Annotated in this window: 26 protein-coding genes; 12 read left to right on the forward strand and 14 right to left on the reverse strand. The window is 60.6% G+C overall.

Annotation, left to right across the window (positions count from 1 at the left end):
- Nucleotides 1-6: 6 nt before the first annotated feature.
- The 11 genes from rimM to ACR1XU_RS07265 all read right to left on the reverse strand — a co-directional run bounded on the left by rimM (nt 7) and on the right by ACR1XU_RS07265 (nt 6410).
- On the reverse strand, nt 7-510 hold the full coding sequence (gene rimM / locus ACR1XU_RS07215) for a ribosome maturation factor RimM (protein ID WP_170681611.1): 504 nt from the start codon (nt 508-510) through the stop codon (nt 7-9).
- The gene (locus tag ACR1XU_RS07220; RefSeq protein WP_170612024.1) at nt 503-652 is read right to left on the reverse strand and encodes a hypothetical protein; all 150 of its coding nucleotides are present in this window, start codon (nt 650-652) and stop codon (nt 503-505) included. The genes rimM and ACR1XU_RS07220 overlap by 8 nt, the downstream gene beginning before the upstream one ends.
- A 4-nt stretch (nt 653-656) precedes the next feature.
- Nucleotides 657-1292, reverse strand: a complete 636-nt coding sequence (bluB, locus tag ACR1XU_RS07225) for a 5,6-dimethylbenzimidazole synthase (RefSeq protein ID WP_321250883.1) — start codon at nt 1290-1292, stop codon at nt 657-659.
- Between the two features lie 13 nt (nt 1293-1305).
- The gene (rpsP, locus tag ACR1XU_RS07230; protein WP_170681598.1) at nt 1306-1695 is read right to left on the reverse strand and encodes a 30S ribosomal protein S16; all 390 of its coding nucleotides are present in this window, start codon (nt 1693-1695) and stop codon (nt 1306-1308) included.
- Nucleotides 1696-1761: 66 nt separating this feature from the next.
- Nucleotides 1762-2058 (reverse strand): chorismate mutase, encoded by a 297-nt coding sequence (locus tag ACR1XU_RS07235; protein WP_039541590.1) that lies wholly within the window; start codon nt 2056-2058, stop codon nt 1762-1764.
- Nucleotides 2055-2594 carry a GNAT family N-acetyltransferase gene (locus ACR1XU_RS07240; protein ID WP_480903734.1) on the reverse strand — a complete coding sequence of 180 codons (540 nt, stop codon included), beginning with the start codon at nt 2592-2594 and terminating at the stop codon, nt 2055-2057. Before ACR1XU_RS07240 ends, ACR1XU_RS07235 begins: the two co-directional genes overlap by 4 nt.
- Complete coding sequence (locus tag ACR1XU_RS07245) at nt 2591-3127, reverse strand: GNAT family N-acetyltransferase (RefSeq protein WP_480903731.1); 537 nt, start codon at nt 3125-3127, stop codon at nt 2591-2593. The genes ACR1XU_RS07240 and ACR1XU_RS07245 overlap by 4 nt, the downstream gene beginning before the upstream one ends.
- Nucleotides 3124-3675 (reverse strand): GNAT family N-acetyltransferase, encoded by a 552-nt coding sequence (locus tag ACR1XU_RS07250; RefSeq protein WP_480812479.1) that lies wholly within the window; start codon nt 3673-3675, stop codon nt 3124-3126. Before ACR1XU_RS07250 ends, ACR1XU_RS07245 begins: the two co-directional genes overlap by 4 nt.
- The gene (locus ACR1XU_RS07255; RefSeq protein WP_480903728.1) at nt 3672-4229 is read right to left on the reverse strand and encodes a GNAT family N-acetyltransferase; all 558 of its coding nucleotides are present in this window, start codon (nt 4227-4229) and stop codon (nt 3672-3674) included. The genes ACR1XU_RS07250 and ACR1XU_RS07255 overlap by 4 nt, the downstream gene beginning before the upstream one ends.
- Entirely contained in the window at nt 4226-5731 is a 1506-nt protein-coding gene (gene ffh, locus ACR1XU_RS07260; protein ID WP_480903725.1) for a signal recognition particle protein, read from the reverse strand. Before ffh ends, ACR1XU_RS07255 begins: the two co-directional genes overlap by 4 nt.
- 160 nt (nt 5732-5891) lie before the next feature.
- Nucleotides 5892-6410: a hypothetical protein gene (locus tag ACR1XU_RS07265; protein WP_480903722.1), complete on the reverse strand. Its 519-nt coding sequence runs from the start codon at nt 6408-6410 to the stop codon at nt 5892-5894.
- A gap of 86 nt (nt 6411-6496) precedes the next feature.
- On the opposite strand from ACR1XU_RS07265, the gene ACR1XU_RS07270 reads away from it, so the two are divergent.
- Nucleotides 6497-7027: a prolyl-tRNA synthetase associated domain-containing protein gene (locus tag ACR1XU_RS07270; protein WP_170612007.1), complete on the forward strand. Its 531-nt coding sequence runs from the start codon at nt 6497-6499 to the stop codon at nt 7025-7027.
- Between the two features lie 160 nt (nt 7028-7187).
- Here ACR1XU_RS07270 and ACR1XU_RS07275 read toward each other — a convergent pair whose 3' ends face one another.
- Nucleotides 7188-7769 carry an FMN-dependent NADH-azoreductase gene (locus ACR1XU_RS07275; protein WP_480903719.1) on the reverse strand — a complete coding sequence of 194 codons (582 nt, stop codon included), beginning with the start codon at nt 7767-7769 and terminating at the stop codon, nt 7188-7190.
- A gap of 119 nt (nt 7770-7888) precedes the next feature.
- Here ACR1XU_RS07275 and ACR1XU_RS07280 point away from each other — a divergent pair, with 119 nt between their 5' ends.
- The 3 genes from ACR1XU_RS07280 to ACR1XU_RS07290 are packed head-to-tail and all read left to right on the forward strand — an operon-like array spanning nt 7889 to nt 10176.
- Nucleotides 7889-8767 (forward strand): LysR family transcriptional regulator, encoded by an 879-nt coding sequence (locus ACR1XU_RS07280; protein ID WP_480903716.1) that lies wholly within the window; start codon nt 7889-7891, stop codon nt 8765-8767.
- Complete coding sequence (locus tag ACR1XU_RS07285) at nt 8764-9702, forward strand: DMT family transporter (protein ID WP_480903713.1); 939 nt, start codon at nt 8764-8766, stop codon at nt 9700-9702. The genes ACR1XU_RS07280 and ACR1XU_RS07285 overlap by 4 nt, the downstream gene beginning before the upstream one ends.
- Before the next feature lie 60 nt (nt 9703-9762).
- On the forward strand, nt 9763-10176 hold the full coding sequence (locus ACR1XU_RS07290; RefSeq protein ID WP_480903710.1) for a universal stress protein: 414 nt from the start codon (nt 9763-9765) through the stop codon (nt 10174-10176).
- 6 nt (nt 10177-10182) lie between these two features.
- Here the strand turns inward: ACR1XU_RS07290 and ACR1XU_RS07295 are convergent, their stop codons facing one another.
- Nucleotides 10183-10515, reverse strand: coding sequence for an ArsR/SmtB family transcription factor (locus ACR1XU_RS07295; protein ID WP_170619201.1), 333 nt, complete (start codon nt 10513-10515; stop codon nt 10183-10185).
- Between the two features lie 83 nt (nt 10516-10598).
- On the opposite strand from ACR1XU_RS07295, the gene ACR1XU_RS07300 reads away from it, so the two are divergent.
- The 6 genes from ACR1XU_RS07300 to ACR1XU_RS07325 all read left to right on the forward strand — a co-directional run bounded on the left by ACR1XU_RS07300 (nt 10599) and on the right by ACR1XU_RS07325 (nt 14265).
- On the forward strand, nt 10599-11510 hold the full coding sequence (locus ACR1XU_RS07300; RefSeq protein ID WP_480903708.1) for a DMT family transporter: 912 nt from the start codon (nt 10599-10601) through the stop codon (nt 11508-11510).
- 184 nt (nt 11511-11694) lie between these two features.
- Nucleotides 11695-12027 carry an AtpZ/AtpI family protein gene (locus ACR1XU_RS07305; protein WP_480903705.1) on the forward strand — a complete coding sequence of 111 codons (333 nt, stop codon included), beginning with the start codon at nt 11695-11697 and terminating at the stop codon, nt 12025-12027.
- A gap of 2 nt (nt 12028-12029) precedes the next feature.
- Nucleotides 12030-12788: a F0F1 ATP synthase subunit A gene (locus ACR1XU_RS07310; protein ID WP_480903702.1), complete on the forward strand. Its 759-nt coding sequence runs from the start codon at nt 12030-12032 to the stop codon at nt 12786-12788.
- A gap of 48 nt (nt 12789-12836) precedes the next feature.
- Nucleotides 12837-13061: a F0F1 ATP synthase subunit C gene (locus tag ACR1XU_RS07315; RefSeq protein WP_005981269.1), complete on the forward strand. Its 225-nt coding sequence runs from the start codon at nt 12837-12839 to the stop codon at nt 13059-13061.
- Between the two features lie 86 nt (nt 13062-13147).
- Complete coding sequence (locus ACR1XU_RS07320; protein WP_170611991.1) at nt 13148-13699, forward strand: F0F1 ATP synthase subunit B'; 552 nt, start codon at nt 13148-13150, stop codon at nt 13697-13699.
- A 5-nt stretch (nt 13700-13704) separates the two neighbouring features.
- Nucleotides 13705-14265 (forward strand): F0F1 ATP synthase subunit B, encoded by a 561-nt coding sequence (locus ACR1XU_RS07325; protein ID WP_170611989.1) that lies wholly within the window; start codon nt 13705-13707, stop codon nt 14263-14265.
- An 82-nt stretch (nt 14266-14347) separates the two neighbouring features.
- Here the strand turns inward: ACR1XU_RS07325 and ACR1XU_RS07330 are convergent, their stop codons facing one another.
- Nucleotides 14348-15118, reverse strand: a complete 771-nt coding sequence (locus tag ACR1XU_RS07330; RefSeq protein WP_480903699.1) for a FadR/GntR family transcriptional regulator — start codon at nt 15116-15118, stop codon at nt 14348-14350.
- Nucleotides 15119-15276: 158 nt separating this feature from the next.
- Here ACR1XU_RS07330 and ACR1XU_RS07335 point away from each other — a divergent pair, with 158 nt between their 5' ends.
- Both ACR1XU_RS07335 and ACR1XU_RS07340 read left to right on the forward strand, forming a co-directional pair.
- A complete protein-coding gene (locus ACR1XU_RS07335; RefSeq protein WP_480903696.1) occupies nt 15277-16470 on the forward strand; it encodes an aminotransferase-like domain-containing protein in 1194 nt (397 codons plus the stop codon).
- 42 nt (nt 16471-16512) lie between these two features.
- On the forward strand, nt 16513-16899 hold the full coding sequence (locus ACR1XU_RS07340) for a hypothetical protein (RefSeq protein ID WP_170611984.1): 387 nt from the start codon (nt 16513-16515) through the stop codon (nt 16897-16899).
- Nucleotides 16900-16978 lie beyond the last annotated feature (79 nt).

Raw genomic sequence — 16978 nt, forward strand, 5'->3', positions numbered from 1 at the left:
GCCGCATTACAGCAGACCCTCCGGCGGGTCGGCGATGATACGACCCTGATCCAGATCGACCGTCGGCACGACCTCAAGCGTGAAGGGCAGCAGAACCGTGGTGTTCATCCCCGACCCCTGCAGTTCCAACAGGTCTGCCGCGCCATGGTTCTGCACCGATTTCACCCGGCCCAGAAGCGTGCCGCCGGTGTCATAGACCTCAAGCCCGATCAGGTCCGTATGATAAAACTCGTCATCCGGCAGCGAGGGCAACTGGTCACGCCGCGCAAACAGGCGCAGACCCTTGATCGCATCCGCCTGCTCCTTGGTTTCAATTCCGCCCAGTCGCGCGGCAAAGCCGTTCTTGATCGTCCGGGTCAGCACAAGCGGATACCGTTCCGCGCCGCTTTCGTCGGTCAGCGGAGAATATGATTCGATGTCTTCGGGGGTCGCGCAGTAGCTTTTCAGCCGCACTTCGCCCCGCACGCCGTAAGACCCGGCGATACTGCCTACACAGATCAGATCAGTCATTGGACCCTTCCACCGTCACACAAACTCCGTCCTGCCAGTCTCCGCGCGTGGCACAGGCGTCGCGCTGATTGCTGCGTTCGAAAAACACGCCGACAATAAAAGCGATCATCAGCAGGATGGGAAGCCGCATCAGCCCAAACATAAGTCTATCGCACCTCGACGGTCAGACTGTCCTGACGATTTTCCCAACCGGCACGCTCCAGTTCCGGCGTGTCTGACAACGCCTCGGGCCAGCCGATGCAGAAATACCCGATCAGGCGCCAGCTGTCCGGCACTTTCAGGTCCTGCGTCAACCGGTCGGGGTCCAGAATGGACACCCATCCCAGCCCCAGCCCCTCGGCCCGAAGGGACAGCCAGAACAGTGTGATCGCGGTGACCACGGAATACCGACGCATTTCGGGCATCGTGCCTGCGCCCAGCCCCAGACCCTTGTCCGTGGCATCGTCGCAGAAGACAGCCAGTTGCACAGGGGCCTCGCGCATGCCCGACAACTTGAGGCTGCTGTAAAGCTGCGCCTTCTCGCCGGAATATCCGGCAAGGGCCTCGGCATTCGCGGTCTGGAAATTCTCAAGCGCCGCAGTGCGGGCTTTATCGCTTTCGACACGGATCACGCGCCAGGGTTCGCTCAGCCCCACCGATGGGGCCAGCCGAAACGTGTCGAGGCAGCGCGTCAGCACTGCCTCGTCCACGGCATCGGTGCGGAACCGGCGCACATCGCGCCGGAGCCGCATCAGCAGATCGAACTGCGTGCGGAAATCATCACTGAAGGTCTGATCCTGCACGCGCCCGCCTTGCTTATTCTTCAGCAGCAGCTTCTTCAGCCGGTGCGGCAGCGGCTTCGGCAGCTTCAGCAGCCTTTGCAGCTTTCTCTTCCGCGCGCTCCTGGGCTTTCTTGCCCGGGGTACCCTTATTGGGGTTGTTGCGCTCGGCCTTGTCGCGTGCGCCGGCTGCTTCCAGCATGCGTGCAATACGGTCGGTGGGCTGAGCACCCTGGTCCAGCCAGTACTGAATGCGCTCCATGTCCATTTTCACGCGCTCTTCGCTGTCTTTCGGCAGCAGCGGGTTGTAGGTGCCCAGTTTCTCGATGAAACGGCCGTCGCGGGGCATGCGGCTGTCAGCAGCCACGATGCGGTAGAAAGGACGCTTTTTCGAGCCGCCGCGGGCGAGACGAATTTTCATTGCCATGGTGGTATCTCCTTTGAATGGCATCACGCCAAAGGCGTGTCTTGTGAAAGCCGGGACAATCCCGGTTTAGTTCTGGTGTTTCTTATGGTGTCGGATGACTTCCTGAATGATGAAGTTCAGGAAAGCCTTGGCGAAATCGGGGTCCAGATCGGCCTCTTTCGCCAGGTCTTCTAACCGTGCGATCTGCGCAGCCTCGCGCGAGGGATCGGACGGGGGAAGGTCGTGTGCGGCCTTGAGCTTTCCAACGGCCTGCGTGTGCTTGAACCGCTCGCCCAGCGTATAGACAAGGATCGCGTCCAGCCGGTCGATGCTCTCGCGGTGATCCTTCAGCAACGCAGCAGCCTGTGTCACGGGGTTGGTCATTGGCCGGTCCTTTCGGAGGTCATTGGGTCAATCTGCGGGTGGCGCCAGATCTGGGCCTTTTTGCCCAGCAATTCACCGTCGCGCTCGTAGGTGGCCCCAAGCCGCTCGGCCAGGGTGCGCGAGCGGTCGTTCGCGTGGGCAATGTACGAAATGACGCCGTTCAGGCCCTGGTGCCGCGCCGCATAGGCACGGGCCGCGTTCGCAGCCTCATAACCCAGACCTTTGCCTTCGGCCTCGGCCATCAGGGTCCAGCCCAGTTCGGGTTCGGCCCAGCCGGGGACATCGATCATACCGGCCCATCCCACGAAGGCGCCACTGGCCTTTTCGGTCAGATGCCACAGGCCATAGCCTCTCAGTGCCCAGTGCCCCAGCCGGTGTGCCAATGAGCTCCAGCAGGCAAATTCATCCTTGGGTCCGCCAACCATATGGCTGCGTTCGGTCGCAAAGAATGCGGTCATTGCGGGCAGATCATCCAATTCGGGCGCGCGCAGGATCAGGCGCTCGGTTTCAATCGATGGGATGGTGAATGTCGTCATGCGAGCCCCTCCGAAATCTGGTCGGGGCCGGGATGGCGGTACACCAGTTCGGTGCCGTGCGAGACGTTTTCGAAACTGCGCTCGTACTGCGCGCCCAGCCGCTCGGCCAGCGCGATCGAGCGTTCGTTGCCCGGAAAGATGTTCGAGCTCAGCGTTTCGAACCCCAGAACCTCATAGGCATAGAGGCGCGCCTCTTGAGCGGCCTCACGGGCATAGCCTTTGCCTTCGCTTCCGGCGAACATGACCCAGCCCAGTTCCGGTTCGGGCCAGCCCTCCGGCGACCACAGTCCGACAAAGCCCACGGGCTGGCCGTCATGCGTTTCAACGGTCCAGAAGCCGTAGCCGTGCAGAACCCAATGGCCGATCATGCTGGCAAACCAGCGCCACGCCTGATTGCGGTCCAGCGGGCCGCCAAAGCCCCAGCTGCGGTCCTTGTCGGCAAAGAAATCCGCGACATTGTCGAAATCCCGTGCTTCTGGTCCGCGCAGGATCAGGCGCTCGGTTTTCAGGGTGGGAATGCAGAGGTCCATCATGCGTAGGCCTCCATCCCGCCATTCACCAGATCAGCCGGGGCAGGGTGCCGCCAGATTTCGGTTTTGCCGAATTTGGGGTGGTCATAGTGATATTCGAACTGCGCCCCCAGACGCTGGGCCACCGCCTTGCTAGCGTGATTGTCCAGATCGATCAGCGAAATCGCCGTTTCCCATCCCAGCACGTCATAGGCATATGCCCGAGCGGTCAGCGCGGCTTCGGTCGCATAGCCCTTGCCGGTGGCGTGGTTCATCAGCGTCCAGCCGACCTCGGGCTCGGGCCAGCCTTCCGGACACCAAAGACCGATCCGCCCGACATAGGTGCCGGAGTCCTTTTCATCGACACTCCAGTACCCGTAGCCGCGCAACGCCCAATGGCCCAGAAGCGAGGCGACCAGACGCCATGTCTCATCCCGGCGCAGCGGACCGCCGACATATCGCGCGGCATCGCTGGCGAAGAACGCTGTATCGGCGTCAAGATCCGCTTCCGACGGCGCACGCATAATCAGGCGCTCAGTCTCAAGGGTGGGTATGGCCAACGCAAGTGTCATGCCTGCACCTCGCCATAACGCCAGACATGCTGATCCGCGCCAAACGCGTGCTCTGCATTCACGTCCCGCACAGCGCCCAGCCGTTTGGCAAGTGCATTTGATCCGGTGTTGGATGCCGACACATAGCTAACGAAGCAACCCGATCCGAGAAGATCAAAGCCGAAATCGCGAACCGCGGCACAAGCTTCGGTCGCATAGCCCTGCATGCGATGATCGGCTGAAAACAGATAGCCAAGCTCGGGTTCCTGATCGTCCCATTCGAGACCCAGAACGACAAAGCCAATGGCCACTTCCTGATCTCTCAATGCGGCCGTGAACAGGCCATGGCCATGCAGAAGCCAACCGGATGAATAGTACGAGAACTCGGTCCAGGCTTCCTGGTCGGTATCGCCAAAGCTTTCCTTGCAGATCGCTGTCCATACCGGCAGATCATTCAGGGTAGGAGCACGCAGAACCAGCCGCCGGGTCTCAAGGACTGGCAGAGCCGCGCGATACTGCGCTGCTGCCATCGCCGCCTTTCCGGACGGGGGCTGGGTGCAGCGTGCTGGCGTCACTTTTTCTTTCCGAACCCGCTCAGGCCCGGGGGCAGAGCCATGCCGCCACCCATTCCAGGCATTCCGGGCATCTTGCCGCCCATTGCCTTGGCGGCCTGTTCCAGCGCCTTGGGGTCCATGCCAGCGGCCATTTCTTCGGGCGAGGGGCCACCTTTGCCGAACATGCCCTTCATGGCTTGTTTCAGCATCTTGCCTTTGCCCATCTTACCCATCTTCTTCATCATGTCCGACATCTGCCGGTGCATTTTGAGCAGCTTGTTGAGGTCGCTGACCTCCATCCCCGAACCGGCGGCGATGCGCTTTTTGCGGCTGGCCTGCAGCAATTGCGGGTTAGCGCGTTCGCGTTTGGTCATCGACTGGATCATGGCGATCTGCTGGCGCAGGATCTTGTCGTCCAGACCGGCCTGATCCATCTGCTTGGCCATCTTGCCCATGCCCGGCATCATGCCCATCATGCCCTGCATGCCGCCCATCTGGATCATCTGTTCCAGCTGCATCCTCAGGTCGTTCATATTGAACTGACCTTTGACCATGCGCTTCATCATGCGCTCGGTCTGTTCCATCTCCATCGTTTCCTGGGCCTTTTCGACCAGGGCAACGATGTCGCCCATGCCCAGAATACGACCGGCAATCCGATCCGGCTCGAAGGTTTCGAGCGCGTCCATCTTCTCGCCCAGACCGACGAAACGGATCGGCTTGCCGGTGACCGCGCGCATCGACAGCGCCGCACCGCCGCGCCCGTCACCGTCCATCCGGGTCAGGACCACGCCCGAGATGCCAACCTTGGCGTCAAATTCTTCCGCCACTTCAACAGCGACCTGACCGGTCAGACCGTCGACAACCAGCAGGGTCTCACGCGGGTCGACCACGTTGCGCACCTGCTCGACCTCATCCATCAGCACTTCGTCTATATGCAGACGGCCCGCGGTGTCGAGCATGTAGACGTCATAGCCGCCCAGCGTTGCCTGCTGTTTGGCCCGCTTGGCGATGTCGACCGGCTTCTGACCGGGAACGATCGGCAGGGTGTCGACGCCGACCTGAGTGCCCAGAACCGCAAGCTGATCCATCGCCGCCGGGCGATAGACGTCCAGCGAGGCCATCAGGACTTTCTTGCCCTCTTTCTCTTTCAGACGCTTGGCGAGCTTACCGGTGGTGGTCGTTTTACCCGAGCCCTGCAGACCGACCATCAGGATCGGGGCAGGTGGGTTGTCGATCTTCAGCTTGCCGGGGTCTTCTTCGCCACGCAGGGTATCGACCAGTGCGTCATGCACGATCTTGACGACCTGCTGACCGGGGGTGATCGACTTGGTAACAGCCTGCCCGGTCGCCTGTTCCTGCACCTTCTTGACGAATTCGCGGGCCACCGGCAGCGAGACGTCGGCCTCAAGCAGCGCAACTCGGACCTCACGCAGGGCGGTTTTGACGTCTTCTTCGGACAGAGCACCCTGTTTTGTCAGCCGGTCAAAGACGCCGGAAAGGCGTTCGGATAGATTTTCAAACATGCCTTCGGCCTCCTTAGCCGGTTATCTGGTGGCGTCTCCTAGATAGGATGCGCCGGTTAAATGCACAAACGCCCCCACGGGCGAAACTCGCTGGTGGGGGGCGATCCCTAAACGACTCAAGGGACCGGAAGATCAGACGCTTCCGGATGTTTGCGGCGATTTAGGCCGATTGGCTGGCAGAGTCAACCTTGCGCGCGGGCAGCCAGTCATTGACGGCATCCACCAGTCGCTGCGCGCCGTGTCCGCTGACATAGGCTTGGACAATCGGGTGGCGACCGGCACTCATGCCTTTTTCAAGGATCAGAACGGGGCGATGCACCTTGGATGTGGTCCTATCGCGGCGCGAGGTGGTGGTCTCCGCCTCGGCATGGGACAGGTTCGACAGCTCATGTTCCACGGTGTCATATCCAAAGACCGATTGGCGACGGATCACAATGCTATTGCTGTCGCGGTCCAATATAACCTGAACGCGGCGCACAAAGACACAGAATGCGCCGATCCCCATACCGCCACCGAACAGGGCAAAGAACAGGCCGAACAAAATGCCCTCGCCGCCTTCGCTGACCATGAACAGGCCGGCACCGATAAAGGCGAGGATGAAGAAGACCAGCATAACACCAATAAACCAGGGCGTGTTGGACAGGATCAATTGGTCCGGGGTATTGCGCGTCACCTTCATGGCGGCACGCTAACACCGAATTCTGGCACTGTCGTGGCTTGAATTTGCCCTCGTGTTGCGCGATGAGCGCCAAACAGGAGGTTCCCATGGACGCATCATCCGCCTTTCAGGACACGCTACCGCTCAGCTCTGACGCGTTGCTGGCGCAGTTGGATGATTGGGGGCTGTCCTACCGCCTTCATACCCATGTGCCACTGCGCACGGTCGAGGAGTCTCAGGCGGTCGAGGACCAGTTCATGATGCCGGGTGAAAATGCACTGCGGCTCAAGAACCTCTATCTGCGCGACAAGAAAAAGCGGAACTATCTGGTGACGCTGGAACAAAGCCGCGAGATCGATCTCAAGGCGCTGGGCGCCGAGCTTGGTATCGGGAACCTGTCCTTTGGCTCGGCGGATCGCCTGATGCAGAACCTTGGCATCCGCCCCGGCGCGGTCAGCCCGCTGGCGATGATCAATGGCGTTCAGAACAACGTTCGGTTTTTCATGGATGGCGCCGCGCGGCAGGCCGATGTGATCTACCTGCACCCGCTGGTGAACGACCGGACTGTGGCCATGGCGCGCGCCGACCTGATGGCGTTCTTCGACAGGATCGGCTGCCAGGTCACCTGGCTGCCCTGAGCGCAGGCCCGACGGCGCGGGCTTCCGGCAAAGGAACTAGGGAACAGAAAAAGCTAAGGGCTTTTTGCGGCGGGCTCGCGGTTTCTGTCCATCAAAAAATGTCCGGCCTAAGCTTTTTGGACGAAGGCCGGACGTCTCGTTTGCGGCGGGCGACGGCCGGTCAGGCTGCTAGTTCCTGAACCGCCTTGTGGGCGTTGCTAAGCGATGTTTCGGCGTCCAGAGCCAGTTGGTCGGCGGCAACGACATCGACGTCATGGATGCCGACAAAGCCCAGCACATGCTTGGCGTAGTCGGTGGCAAAGTCGATCTCGGAGCCGACGGCAGTACCGCCCGAAGCAATGGCCAGAATGGCACGCTTACCGTCCAGCAGGCCTTTTGGACCGTTTTCGGAATACGAGAAAGTAAGCCCGGCTCTGGCAACCAGATCGATCCAGGCTTTGAAAGCGGCCGGAACCGAAAAGTTGTAGATCGGCAGGCCAATCACGATGATGTCGGACTGCTGAAGTTCGTTCACCAGTTCGTCCGACAGGGCCAGTTGGTCACGCTGGACCGCGTCACGCTGATCGGCGGGGGTGAAGTTGGCATTGATCCAGTCTTCGGTCAGCAGCGGCAGCGGCGAGGCCAGGTCGCGGCGGATGACGCGGCCGGCCTTCAGGTGGTTGACGATCCGGTTTGACAGGTCGCGGGTGGCGGATCCTTCGCGGCGGGCCGAGGCGTCGATATGCAGGATGGTCTTGGTCATGTCAGGGTGTCCTATTGATGTGGAATTCGCGTCTGCCGCCAATATGAGCGTTGCGTGGGTGAACAAAACTCTGATAAGCCAACAGTCATTGTTGGAATTTGCACAGTGGATTTGATGCAGTGGACAATTGGGACGAAGTCAGAACCGCCTATCAGGTGGCACGCATGGGCACGGTCAGTGGCGCGGCAGAAGTTTTGGGTGTGCATCACGCAACCGTCATCCGTCACATCGACGCGATCGAGGCACGGCTGGGTGTAAAACTGTTCCAGCGTCACGCGCGCGGCTATACGGCAACGGATGCGGGCGAGGATCTTCTGCGCGTCGCACAGGCGACCGAAGATCAGTTCAATCAGCTGGTCGGGCGGATGAAGGGGCGTGGCGACGACGTCTCGGGCGAACTGGTGGTGACGTCGCTGGCCTCACTGGCGCCGCTGGTCGTTCCCGCCTTGACCGAGTTTCAGACTGCGCATCCGGGCTTGATCGTGCGTTACCTCACCGGCGACCGGCTGTTTCGGCTGGAATACGGCGAAGCGCATGTGGCCATTCGTGCCGGCGCCGCCCCGGATCAGCCGGACAATGTGGTGCAGCCCTTCATAACGCAGGAGGTGGGGCTTTATGCCAGCAAGTCTTACGTAGAGCGGCATGGCAAACCGGCAGGTATCGAGGATTTTGCTGAACACTTTTTTGTCAGCACCGACGATGAAAACAGCCGTGCTCCGTTTTCGAAATGGTTGCGCGCGACAGCTCCGGCGCAGGCGATCACCTTTCGCTGCACCAACAACTTCTGCATGCGCGAGGCGGTTCTGTCCGGTGCCGGTATCGGCTTTATGGCCCGGTGGGAAGCATCGCGCGATCCGGAACTGGTCGAGGTTATGGAACCGCTGCCCGAATGGTCCGGCAAGCTGTGGCTGGTCACGCATGTCGACCTGCATCGCACAACGAAGGTGCAGGCGTTTTTGTCCTTCCTCAAGGAGCAGGCCAAAGGCTGGCAGCCGTGACGCTTCAGGCCCGCGGCCATCTGGCGATGCTTGTGTTTTCCATGCTGGTGGCCGGCAGTTTCTCGCTGGGCTCACTCATAGCCAACCAGATTGCGCCTTCGGCGATAACGGCGGCCAGGTTCGCCATTGCGGCACTGGTGATCGGTGCCGTGGCGATGGCGACAACCGGCCTGCCACGCAGCGCCGCGCGCGCACCCTGGCGGTATTTCGTGCTGGGCGGGCTGTTCGCCACCTATTTCGTGCTGATGTTTTACGGCCTGAAAACCGCACCGCCTGTCAGCGCTGCTGCGGTGTTCACCCTGACACCGGTATTGTCCGCGATCGCGGGTTGGTTTCTGTTGCGCCAGATCACCACGCCCCGCATGGCGCTGGCCCTGGCGGTTGGGGCCGTCGGGGCGCTTTGGGTGATATTTCGCGCCGACTGGCAAGCGTTCCGGGCCTTCGAGATCGGCGGCGGAGAGATCATCTATTTCTGGGGTTGCGTCGCACATGCGGTCTACACCCCGATGATACGCCGCCTCAACAGGGGTGAACCCGCCGTGGTCTTCACCTTTGGCACCCTTGTCGCGGGTTGCCTGATCCTGACGGTCTACGGCTGGTCCGACATACGGGCGACGGACTGGGCAAACCTGCCTGCCATTGTGTGGATCGGGTTGCTCTATGTCTCGCTTTTTGCCACTGCCGCCAGTTTTGTGCTGGTGCAGTTTGCCACGCTGCATCTGCCGTCGGCCAAGGTGATGGCCTATACCTATCTGACACCCAGTTGGGTCATCCTGTGGGAGATCGCGCTGGGCAACGGCACCCCAGTTGCACTGATCCTTGTGGGCGTGGTTATGACATGTGTCGCGCTTTTGATGTTGCTGAGGCCGGAAGAACCCGCCGGCGCGGTGCCTGCGACGGACACGGACGCAAATCCGGGCAAAACCGGCCCTTGAGGCAGATCAAGGTACATATATTCAAATTTCCCCATGCTTTTGGGCAAGGAGGAAATCATCATGTACAACCACATCATGTTCCCCGTCGATCTGCATCTGCCGCCCGAGGTCCGCAAGGCAGCTGACGTCGCCGCGCAGGTCGCCCAATGGCAAGGGGCCAAAATCACCATCGTCAGCGTGACAGGAACCCAACCGGGCGAACCCGGTCAGTCCGAGGCGGCCATCAATCAGGACCTGCAGGATTTTGCCAGTCAGTTGGCCGAGAAAAGCGGTGCCGAAGTGGCGTTCCGCAATATTCATTCCGTTGATGTCGGCGCTGAACTGGACGGTGATCTGACCCGTGCAGCCGACGAGATCGGCGCGGACCTGATTGTGGTGGGCACCCATGCCCCCCGGATCATGGACTATATCTTTTCAAGCCACGCCGGCTATCTGGCAAAACATGCCAGCGTGTCGGTGTTTGTCGTCCGGTAAGCTGGTTTAGTCCTCGGGCGTGGGCAGTTCAATCTCCAGAAATCGTTCGAACGCATCCAGGTTGACCGGTTCGAACTGCCCGAAACCCTGCATCCAGACGGATGCCGCCCGCAGCGCATCGGGTTCCAGCTTGCACCATTTCACGCGGCCCCGTTTCTCCTGCGAAATCAGCCCGGCCCTGGTCAGGATGACCAGATGCTTCGAGATCGCGGCCAGCGACATCTCGAACGGCTCAGCCACGTCTGTGACCGCCATATCATCCTCCAGAAGCATCGCCAGAATGGCGCGCCTGGTCGGGTCGGCGAGGGCAGCAAATACGGTGTCGAGTTGGTCGGACATTTGTCTTTCCTAATACGCCGCATCCGGTTTGACAATTTCCGCCAAACCGTCACTGTGCCCCGGCGACCGGACGGGGGAATGCAATGGCGCTCAGATACTGGCTGGTGATCAGCATCCTTGGCATCGGCTGGGGCATGTCCTTCATGTTCAACGCCATATTGCTGCGGGAACTGGGGCCGCTTTCGGTGTCGATGGGCCGGGTCGCCTTCGGTGCGCTGGGGTGCTGGGTTTACGTCGCGGGCGCCCGCCTGCCGGTGCATCTGACCGCAAGGAGGGCGCTTGGGCTGTTGGGCTTTGGTGCGCTCAGCTATGCCGGACCATTCGCGTTTTACGCACTGGCGCAACAGCATATCGCCTCAGGCGTTGCCGGGATCGTCAACGCGACGACACCTGCCTTTGCGGTCATCGTCTCGCATTACTGGCCGGGTGGTGAACGCGCGACATGGCTGAAATCTCTCGGGGTCGTCTGCGGCTTTTCTGGCATTGTGCTGCTGTCATTGCCTGTACTGCGCGCCGGGGCGACGTCCGAGTTCTGGGCCATCCTGCTGACCGTTTGCGCCCCGATCTGTTATGCGTTCTCCTTCAATCTCGCGCGGGCTTTCCGCGACATGCAACCCGTGGTGCTGGTTGCGCTGGCCCTGACAGGTGCGACGCTGGCCATCACACCGCTTGCGCTGTGGCAGGAAGGGCTGCCACATGTGACGCGGACCGAGACATGGCTGTCGCTGATGATGATCGGATTTGTTCTGACCTCGGCCGCCTTTATTGCCTTCTACTGGCTGTTGCCCAAGGTCGGACCCACCAACATGTCGACCGTGACGCTGGTTGCACCGGTCTCGGCGCTGGTGCTGGGAACTTGGGTGCTGGGAGAGGTGCTGCTGCCCGAACATCTGATGGGCATGGCGGCGATCCTGCTGGGCCTGTTGCTGATCGACGGGCGTATTGTTCGGCGCTGGCGGTCCGGGGTGCAGGACAAAGATCAACCAACAGGTTGAATATGCGGAATCCGGCATTTTGCCGGGGATTGGGCAATTCGCGACGATCATGCGGGATTCTAATTTGAAAATATTATTAATGATAACAGTAACTTGAGTGGCAAAATGCTGACCCTTCAAGATCGTTGACTCTGCGCCCCGTGCGCCTTAGCACCATGCCCAAGACTGTGCGAGGAAAACGCCCGTGACCGATGACGACCAAAAGCAGCGTATGGCGCAGCTGGAGGCCAAGATCGATGCGGCGAAAAAGGCCAAACAGCCAAAGGCTCGCGCAGATGCTGACATATCCGGAGGCGAGCTTGCCTGGAGGATGGTCATCGAAATGGTATCCGGTCTGGGGATCGGATTTGGCATCGGATACGGGCTGGACAGCCTGCTCGGGACGATCCCGATCTTTCTGGTGCTGTTCACATTGCTGGGCCTTGTCGCGGGCGTGAAGGTTATGCTCCGCAGCGCGAAAGAGGCTCAAGAGAAACAAGCGGCGGCGACGGCTGTCGAGAAGGACGAGAGGGACTGAACGTGGCGACTGAGACCACCGCAGCACAAGGCAGCAGCCTGGTATTCCACCCGATGGACCAGTTCATCGTCAAGCCGTTGTTCGGCGACGGTGCGGTGGGCATGTTCACAGTCACCAACGTGACCCTGTGGCTGTTCTTCGCAGTGCTGGCTGTTGCGGCTCTGCTGGTTCTGCCCACATCCAAACGCGCGATTGTGCCCAGCCGGATGCAGTCGATCGCCGAGCTGACCTACGGCTTCATCTACAAGATGCTGGAAGACATCTGCGGCAAGGAAGGCGTCAAGTTCTTCCCTTATGTCATGACCTTGTTCATGTTCATCGTCTCCGCGAACTTCCTGGGCCTGATCCCAACCTCGTTTACAACCACGTCGCACTTCGCGGTCACCATCCCGCTGGCGCTGGCCGTGTTCCTGACCGTGACCATTCTGGGTTTCGTCAAGAACGGCGCAGCCTTCCTGGGCCTGTTCTGGGTCTCGAGCGCGCCGCTGGCACTGCGCCCCATTCTGGCGATCATCGAGCTGATTTCGTACTTCGTGCGCCCCGTCAGCCACTCCATTCGTCTTGCCGGTAACGTCATGGCAGGCCACGCGGTTATCAAGGTGTTCGCGGGCTTTGCCGCGGTTGCCGTGATCTCGCCCGTGTCCGTTCTGGCGATCACCGCAATGTACGGCCTCGAGGTCCTGGTGGCCTTCATCCAGGCCTACGTATTCACCATTCTGACCTGTGTTTATCTGAAAGATGCGCTGCATCCTTCGCACTAAGGTCCGATACCCCAACATCGAAACTTCCAATTCGTAAGGAGATACATCATGGAAGGCGATCTCGCACACATCGGCGCAGGCCTGGCAGCAATCGGTTCCGGCGCAGCCGCAATCGGGGTGGGCAACGTTGCAGGCAACTTCCTGGCCGGCGCCCTGCGCAACCCTTCGGCGGCTGCTTCGCAGACCGCAACCCTGTTCATCGGTATCGCATTCGCAGAAGCCCTGGGGATCTTCGCATTCCTGGTCTCGCTGCTGCTGATGTTCGCCGTCTAATCTGCGGAACCTGATCCTTACGCGCAGGTGGGTCCAAGCCATAGCGGCCCACCTGTTGTAAAGACAACGTTCCGACGGAGGACATCATGGCGACTGAACCCATTAGCGAAGAAGTAGTTGGCTCGTGCGTCGACTCCTATGGCTCAGCCATCGGGATGCCGCAGCTCTGCTTCGATTGGTTCCCCAACCAGATTTTCTGGCTGGTCATTACGCTGGTCGTCATCTTTCTGGTCCTGTCCCGCGTGGCTCTGCCCCGCATCGCGGCAATCCTGGCTGAACGCCAGGGGACCATTACAAATGACCTGGCTGCGGCCGAAGATCTGAAGGCCAAAGCGGTCGAGGCTGAAGAGGCCTATAACAAGGCGCTGGCCGATGCCCGTGCCGAAGCGCAGCGTATCGCTGCCGAAGCACGCGCCGAAATCCAGGCCGATCTGGATGACGCGATTGCCAAGGCGGACGCGGAAATCGCTGCAAAGGCGGCTGAATCGGAAAAGGCAATTGCCGACATCCGTGCCGGTGCGCTGGAAAGCATTCAAGTGGTTGCCAAGGATACGGCAGCTGAACTGGTTACCGCACTGGGCGGCGAGGCGGATGCCAAAGCCATCGACGGTGCAGTTGACGCACAGATGAAAGGATAAGTGACATGCGCAACACTCTTGCTCTTATCCTGACCCTCGGTGCCGCCAGCCCGGCTCTGGCCGCGAGCGGCCCGTTCTTCTCGCTTGGCAATACCGACTTTGTCGTCCTTCTGGGCTTTATCGTCTTCATTGCGGTCCTGTTCTACTTCAAGGTTCCCGGCCTGATCGGCGGTGCCCTGGACAAACGGGCCGAAGGCATCAAGTCGGAACTCGACGAAGCCCGCGCCCTGCACGAAGAAGCCCGCAGCCTGCTGGCCTCGTACGAGCGCAAGCAGCGCGAGGTGCAGACTCAGGCAGACGCGATTGTGGCGGCTGCGAAAGACGATGCGGCACTGGCGGCGGAACAGGCCAAGGTCGATCTGGAGAAGTCCATTGCACGCCGTCTGGCAGCTGCACAGGATCAGATCGCATCGGCCGAAGCGTCGGCCGTGAAGGAAGTCCGTGATCAGGCCATTACGATTGCGGTTTCCGCCGCGAACGCCGTTCTGGCCAAGCAGATGACTGCGACGCAGGCCAACAAGCTGATCGACGCATCCATTGCCGACGTTGGTGAAAAGCTTCACTAACCGTATCACATTGTGATCAAGGAAAACCCGAAAGCCGCTGGCCTTCGGGTTTTTTGTTTCCGTACAGTCCCGAGTTAAGCCGTCAGGGCTTGCCGGTTTCATACTCCAGTCGCTGTTGGGCGATTGCCTCGTTCCGCAGCGCTTTCTGCTGATCCGCCAGACATTGTTCAACAAAGCTCAGATGCTGCTCGACCGCCTGCCGCGCGCCCTGCGGATCGCGGTCCTGCAGCGCGGTATTGATGGCGCGGTGCTGTTCCAGAATGGCCTCTCGGTTGGTGCGTTGCTGGAACATCACCTGTCGGTTGTAGAAGACGCCCTGACGCAGCAGATCGTACATCGACCGCATCATGTGCAGCATGACCACGTTGTGGCTGGCTTCGATGATCGCCATGTGGAACTGCGCGTCCAGATTTGCCTCTTCCTCGGCGGCGTTGCGGGCATGGGCGGCTTCCATCTTGTCGATGATCGCCTGCACCACCTTCAGATCGCTTTCTGATCCCAGCCGGGCCGCGCGCTCGGCCGCCAGCCCCTCCATATCCCGCCGAAACGACAGATAGTCGAACACGGCCTCGTCATGGCTGCCGAACAGACGGATCAGACCCGGCGAGAAGGCCGAGCCCAGAACATCGGCAACATAAATGCCAGATCCCGCTTTGGCCGTCAGCAACCCCTGATCCTGCAATTCCGATATCGCGTCACGCAAAGACGGGCGCGAGACACCCATCCGGTCTGCCAGTTCCCTCTCCGCCGGCAGGCGCTCTCCGGGGCGCAGGATTCCGCGCAATATCAGCAATTCGATCTGCCGGACCACGGCCAGAGACAGCTTTTCGCTTTGAACTTTGTGAAAGGGCATCGGTCATCACGTGAAATTGGTCAACTAACATGACCACGTATTCGGCCCATGTGCAAGAATGTGCCATCACGATGATTGAAATAATAGGTCAGCAATATTGACTTTAATGCAAACGTGAATAGCGTGCCGCCGTAACAGGGCTGAGGAGGTCGATTGCCATGGACAAGCTTTATGCCACCCGCGCATCCCGGATGAAGGCATCCGAGATCCGCGAATTGCTGAAACTGCTGGATCAGCCGGACATCATTTCCTTTGCCGGCGGCATACCGGACCCGGCGCTGTTCCCGGCGGACGCCTTTGCACAAGCCTTTCAGGCAGCGTTGTCCCCCGCACAAAGGGCGCAGGCCCTGCAGTATTCGGTCAGCGAAGGCTACGTGCCGCTGCGCCAGTGGCTGGCGGATCATATGCGTGCAATCGGGGTCGAATGCGGCATCGACAACATCCTGATCACCTCGGGGTCGCAGCAGGCGCTGGATTATCTGGGTAAGCTGTTCCTGTCACCCGGGGACACGGCCCTCGTCGGGTGGCCCACCTATCTGGGCGCGCTGGCGGCTTTCAATGCCTACGAGCCGCGTTTTGACCAACTCAGCATCAATGGCAACCGCGGGGCCGACGAGTATGCAGCGGCAGCAAGTCAGGGCGCGGTCAAGTTTGCCTACCTGTCCCCGGATTTTGCCAACCCCACCGGCGAAACGGTCGACCTGCGTGGGCGCGAAACCCTGCTGGATCTGGCCGAGGATCTGGACTGCGCGATAATCGAGGACGGCGCCTATCAGGCCCTGCGCTATGACGGCGATCCGATCCCGCCCGTTCTGGCGCTGGAACTGGCCCGCAAAAGGTCGATCGAGGCGTGCCGCACCATCTATTGCGGAAGCTTCTCGAAAACCCTGTCGCCGGGCCTGCGCATGGGTTGGGTGGTGGCGGCCAAACCGGTGATTTCACGGCTGGTGCTGATGAAACAGGCCGCAGATCTGCATTCGGCCACGATCAACCAGATGGCGGTGCACCAGGTGGCACAAGCCTGTTTCGACACGCATATACCCTTGCTGCGCCGCGTCTATGGCGCGCGTCGCGATGCGATGCTGGCGGCGCTGAAGGAGCACATGCCTGAGGGTGTCGCATGGACCCGCCCCGAAGGCGGCATGTTCATCTGGCTGACCCTGCCGAAAGAGATCAACGGCGCCGACCTGCTGGCGCGGGCATTGGAGACGGTGAAGGTTGCCTTTGTGCCGGGGCACGCGTTTTTCCCCGACGGCTCTGGCACAAACACCATCCGCCTCAGCTTCTCGAACTCGGACGAAGAGACCATCCGTGAAGGCGTACGCCGGTTGGGCGAGGCCCTGCGCGCCTGATCCGGAAAGGAAACGTTAACCAGATTGCCGCAAGACTGCGGCATGATCCGTTTGCTTGCCCTGTTGCTGCTGGCGGCCTGTTCGGCTGGCACGCCCTATTTTCGCAACCTCCCGGCCACTCGTGTTGCCGTCAATGGCAGCGTGTTCGATGTGCGTGTGCGCAACGAACTGGCCGAAGCGGTGCGGGTGAACACGCAATACGCCCCGCGTCTGGGACCGATCCGCGATCGCGCGGCGCTGGCCATGGCGCAGGTATCGGGCTGCCCGATCCTGGACGTGCTGGGCGATGCCGCAGTGACGGTCGGCGTTCTGGGCTGCGACCGGGAAATGGGCGAGCGGCTATTGCTGACGGCGATCTCGCGTCCGAACTATGAGTGTATCAGCTATGGGGGATTCGACTATGCGGTGTATGAATGCACCCCTTATTGAAACGCGCGGATTGTCGCGAGATTTGGCAAGATATTGTGGATAACTCGGAACATTGGTCCATATACTGCGTATCTCCGTT

This window comes from Ruegeria sp. D1(2025), from assembly GCF_056536425.1.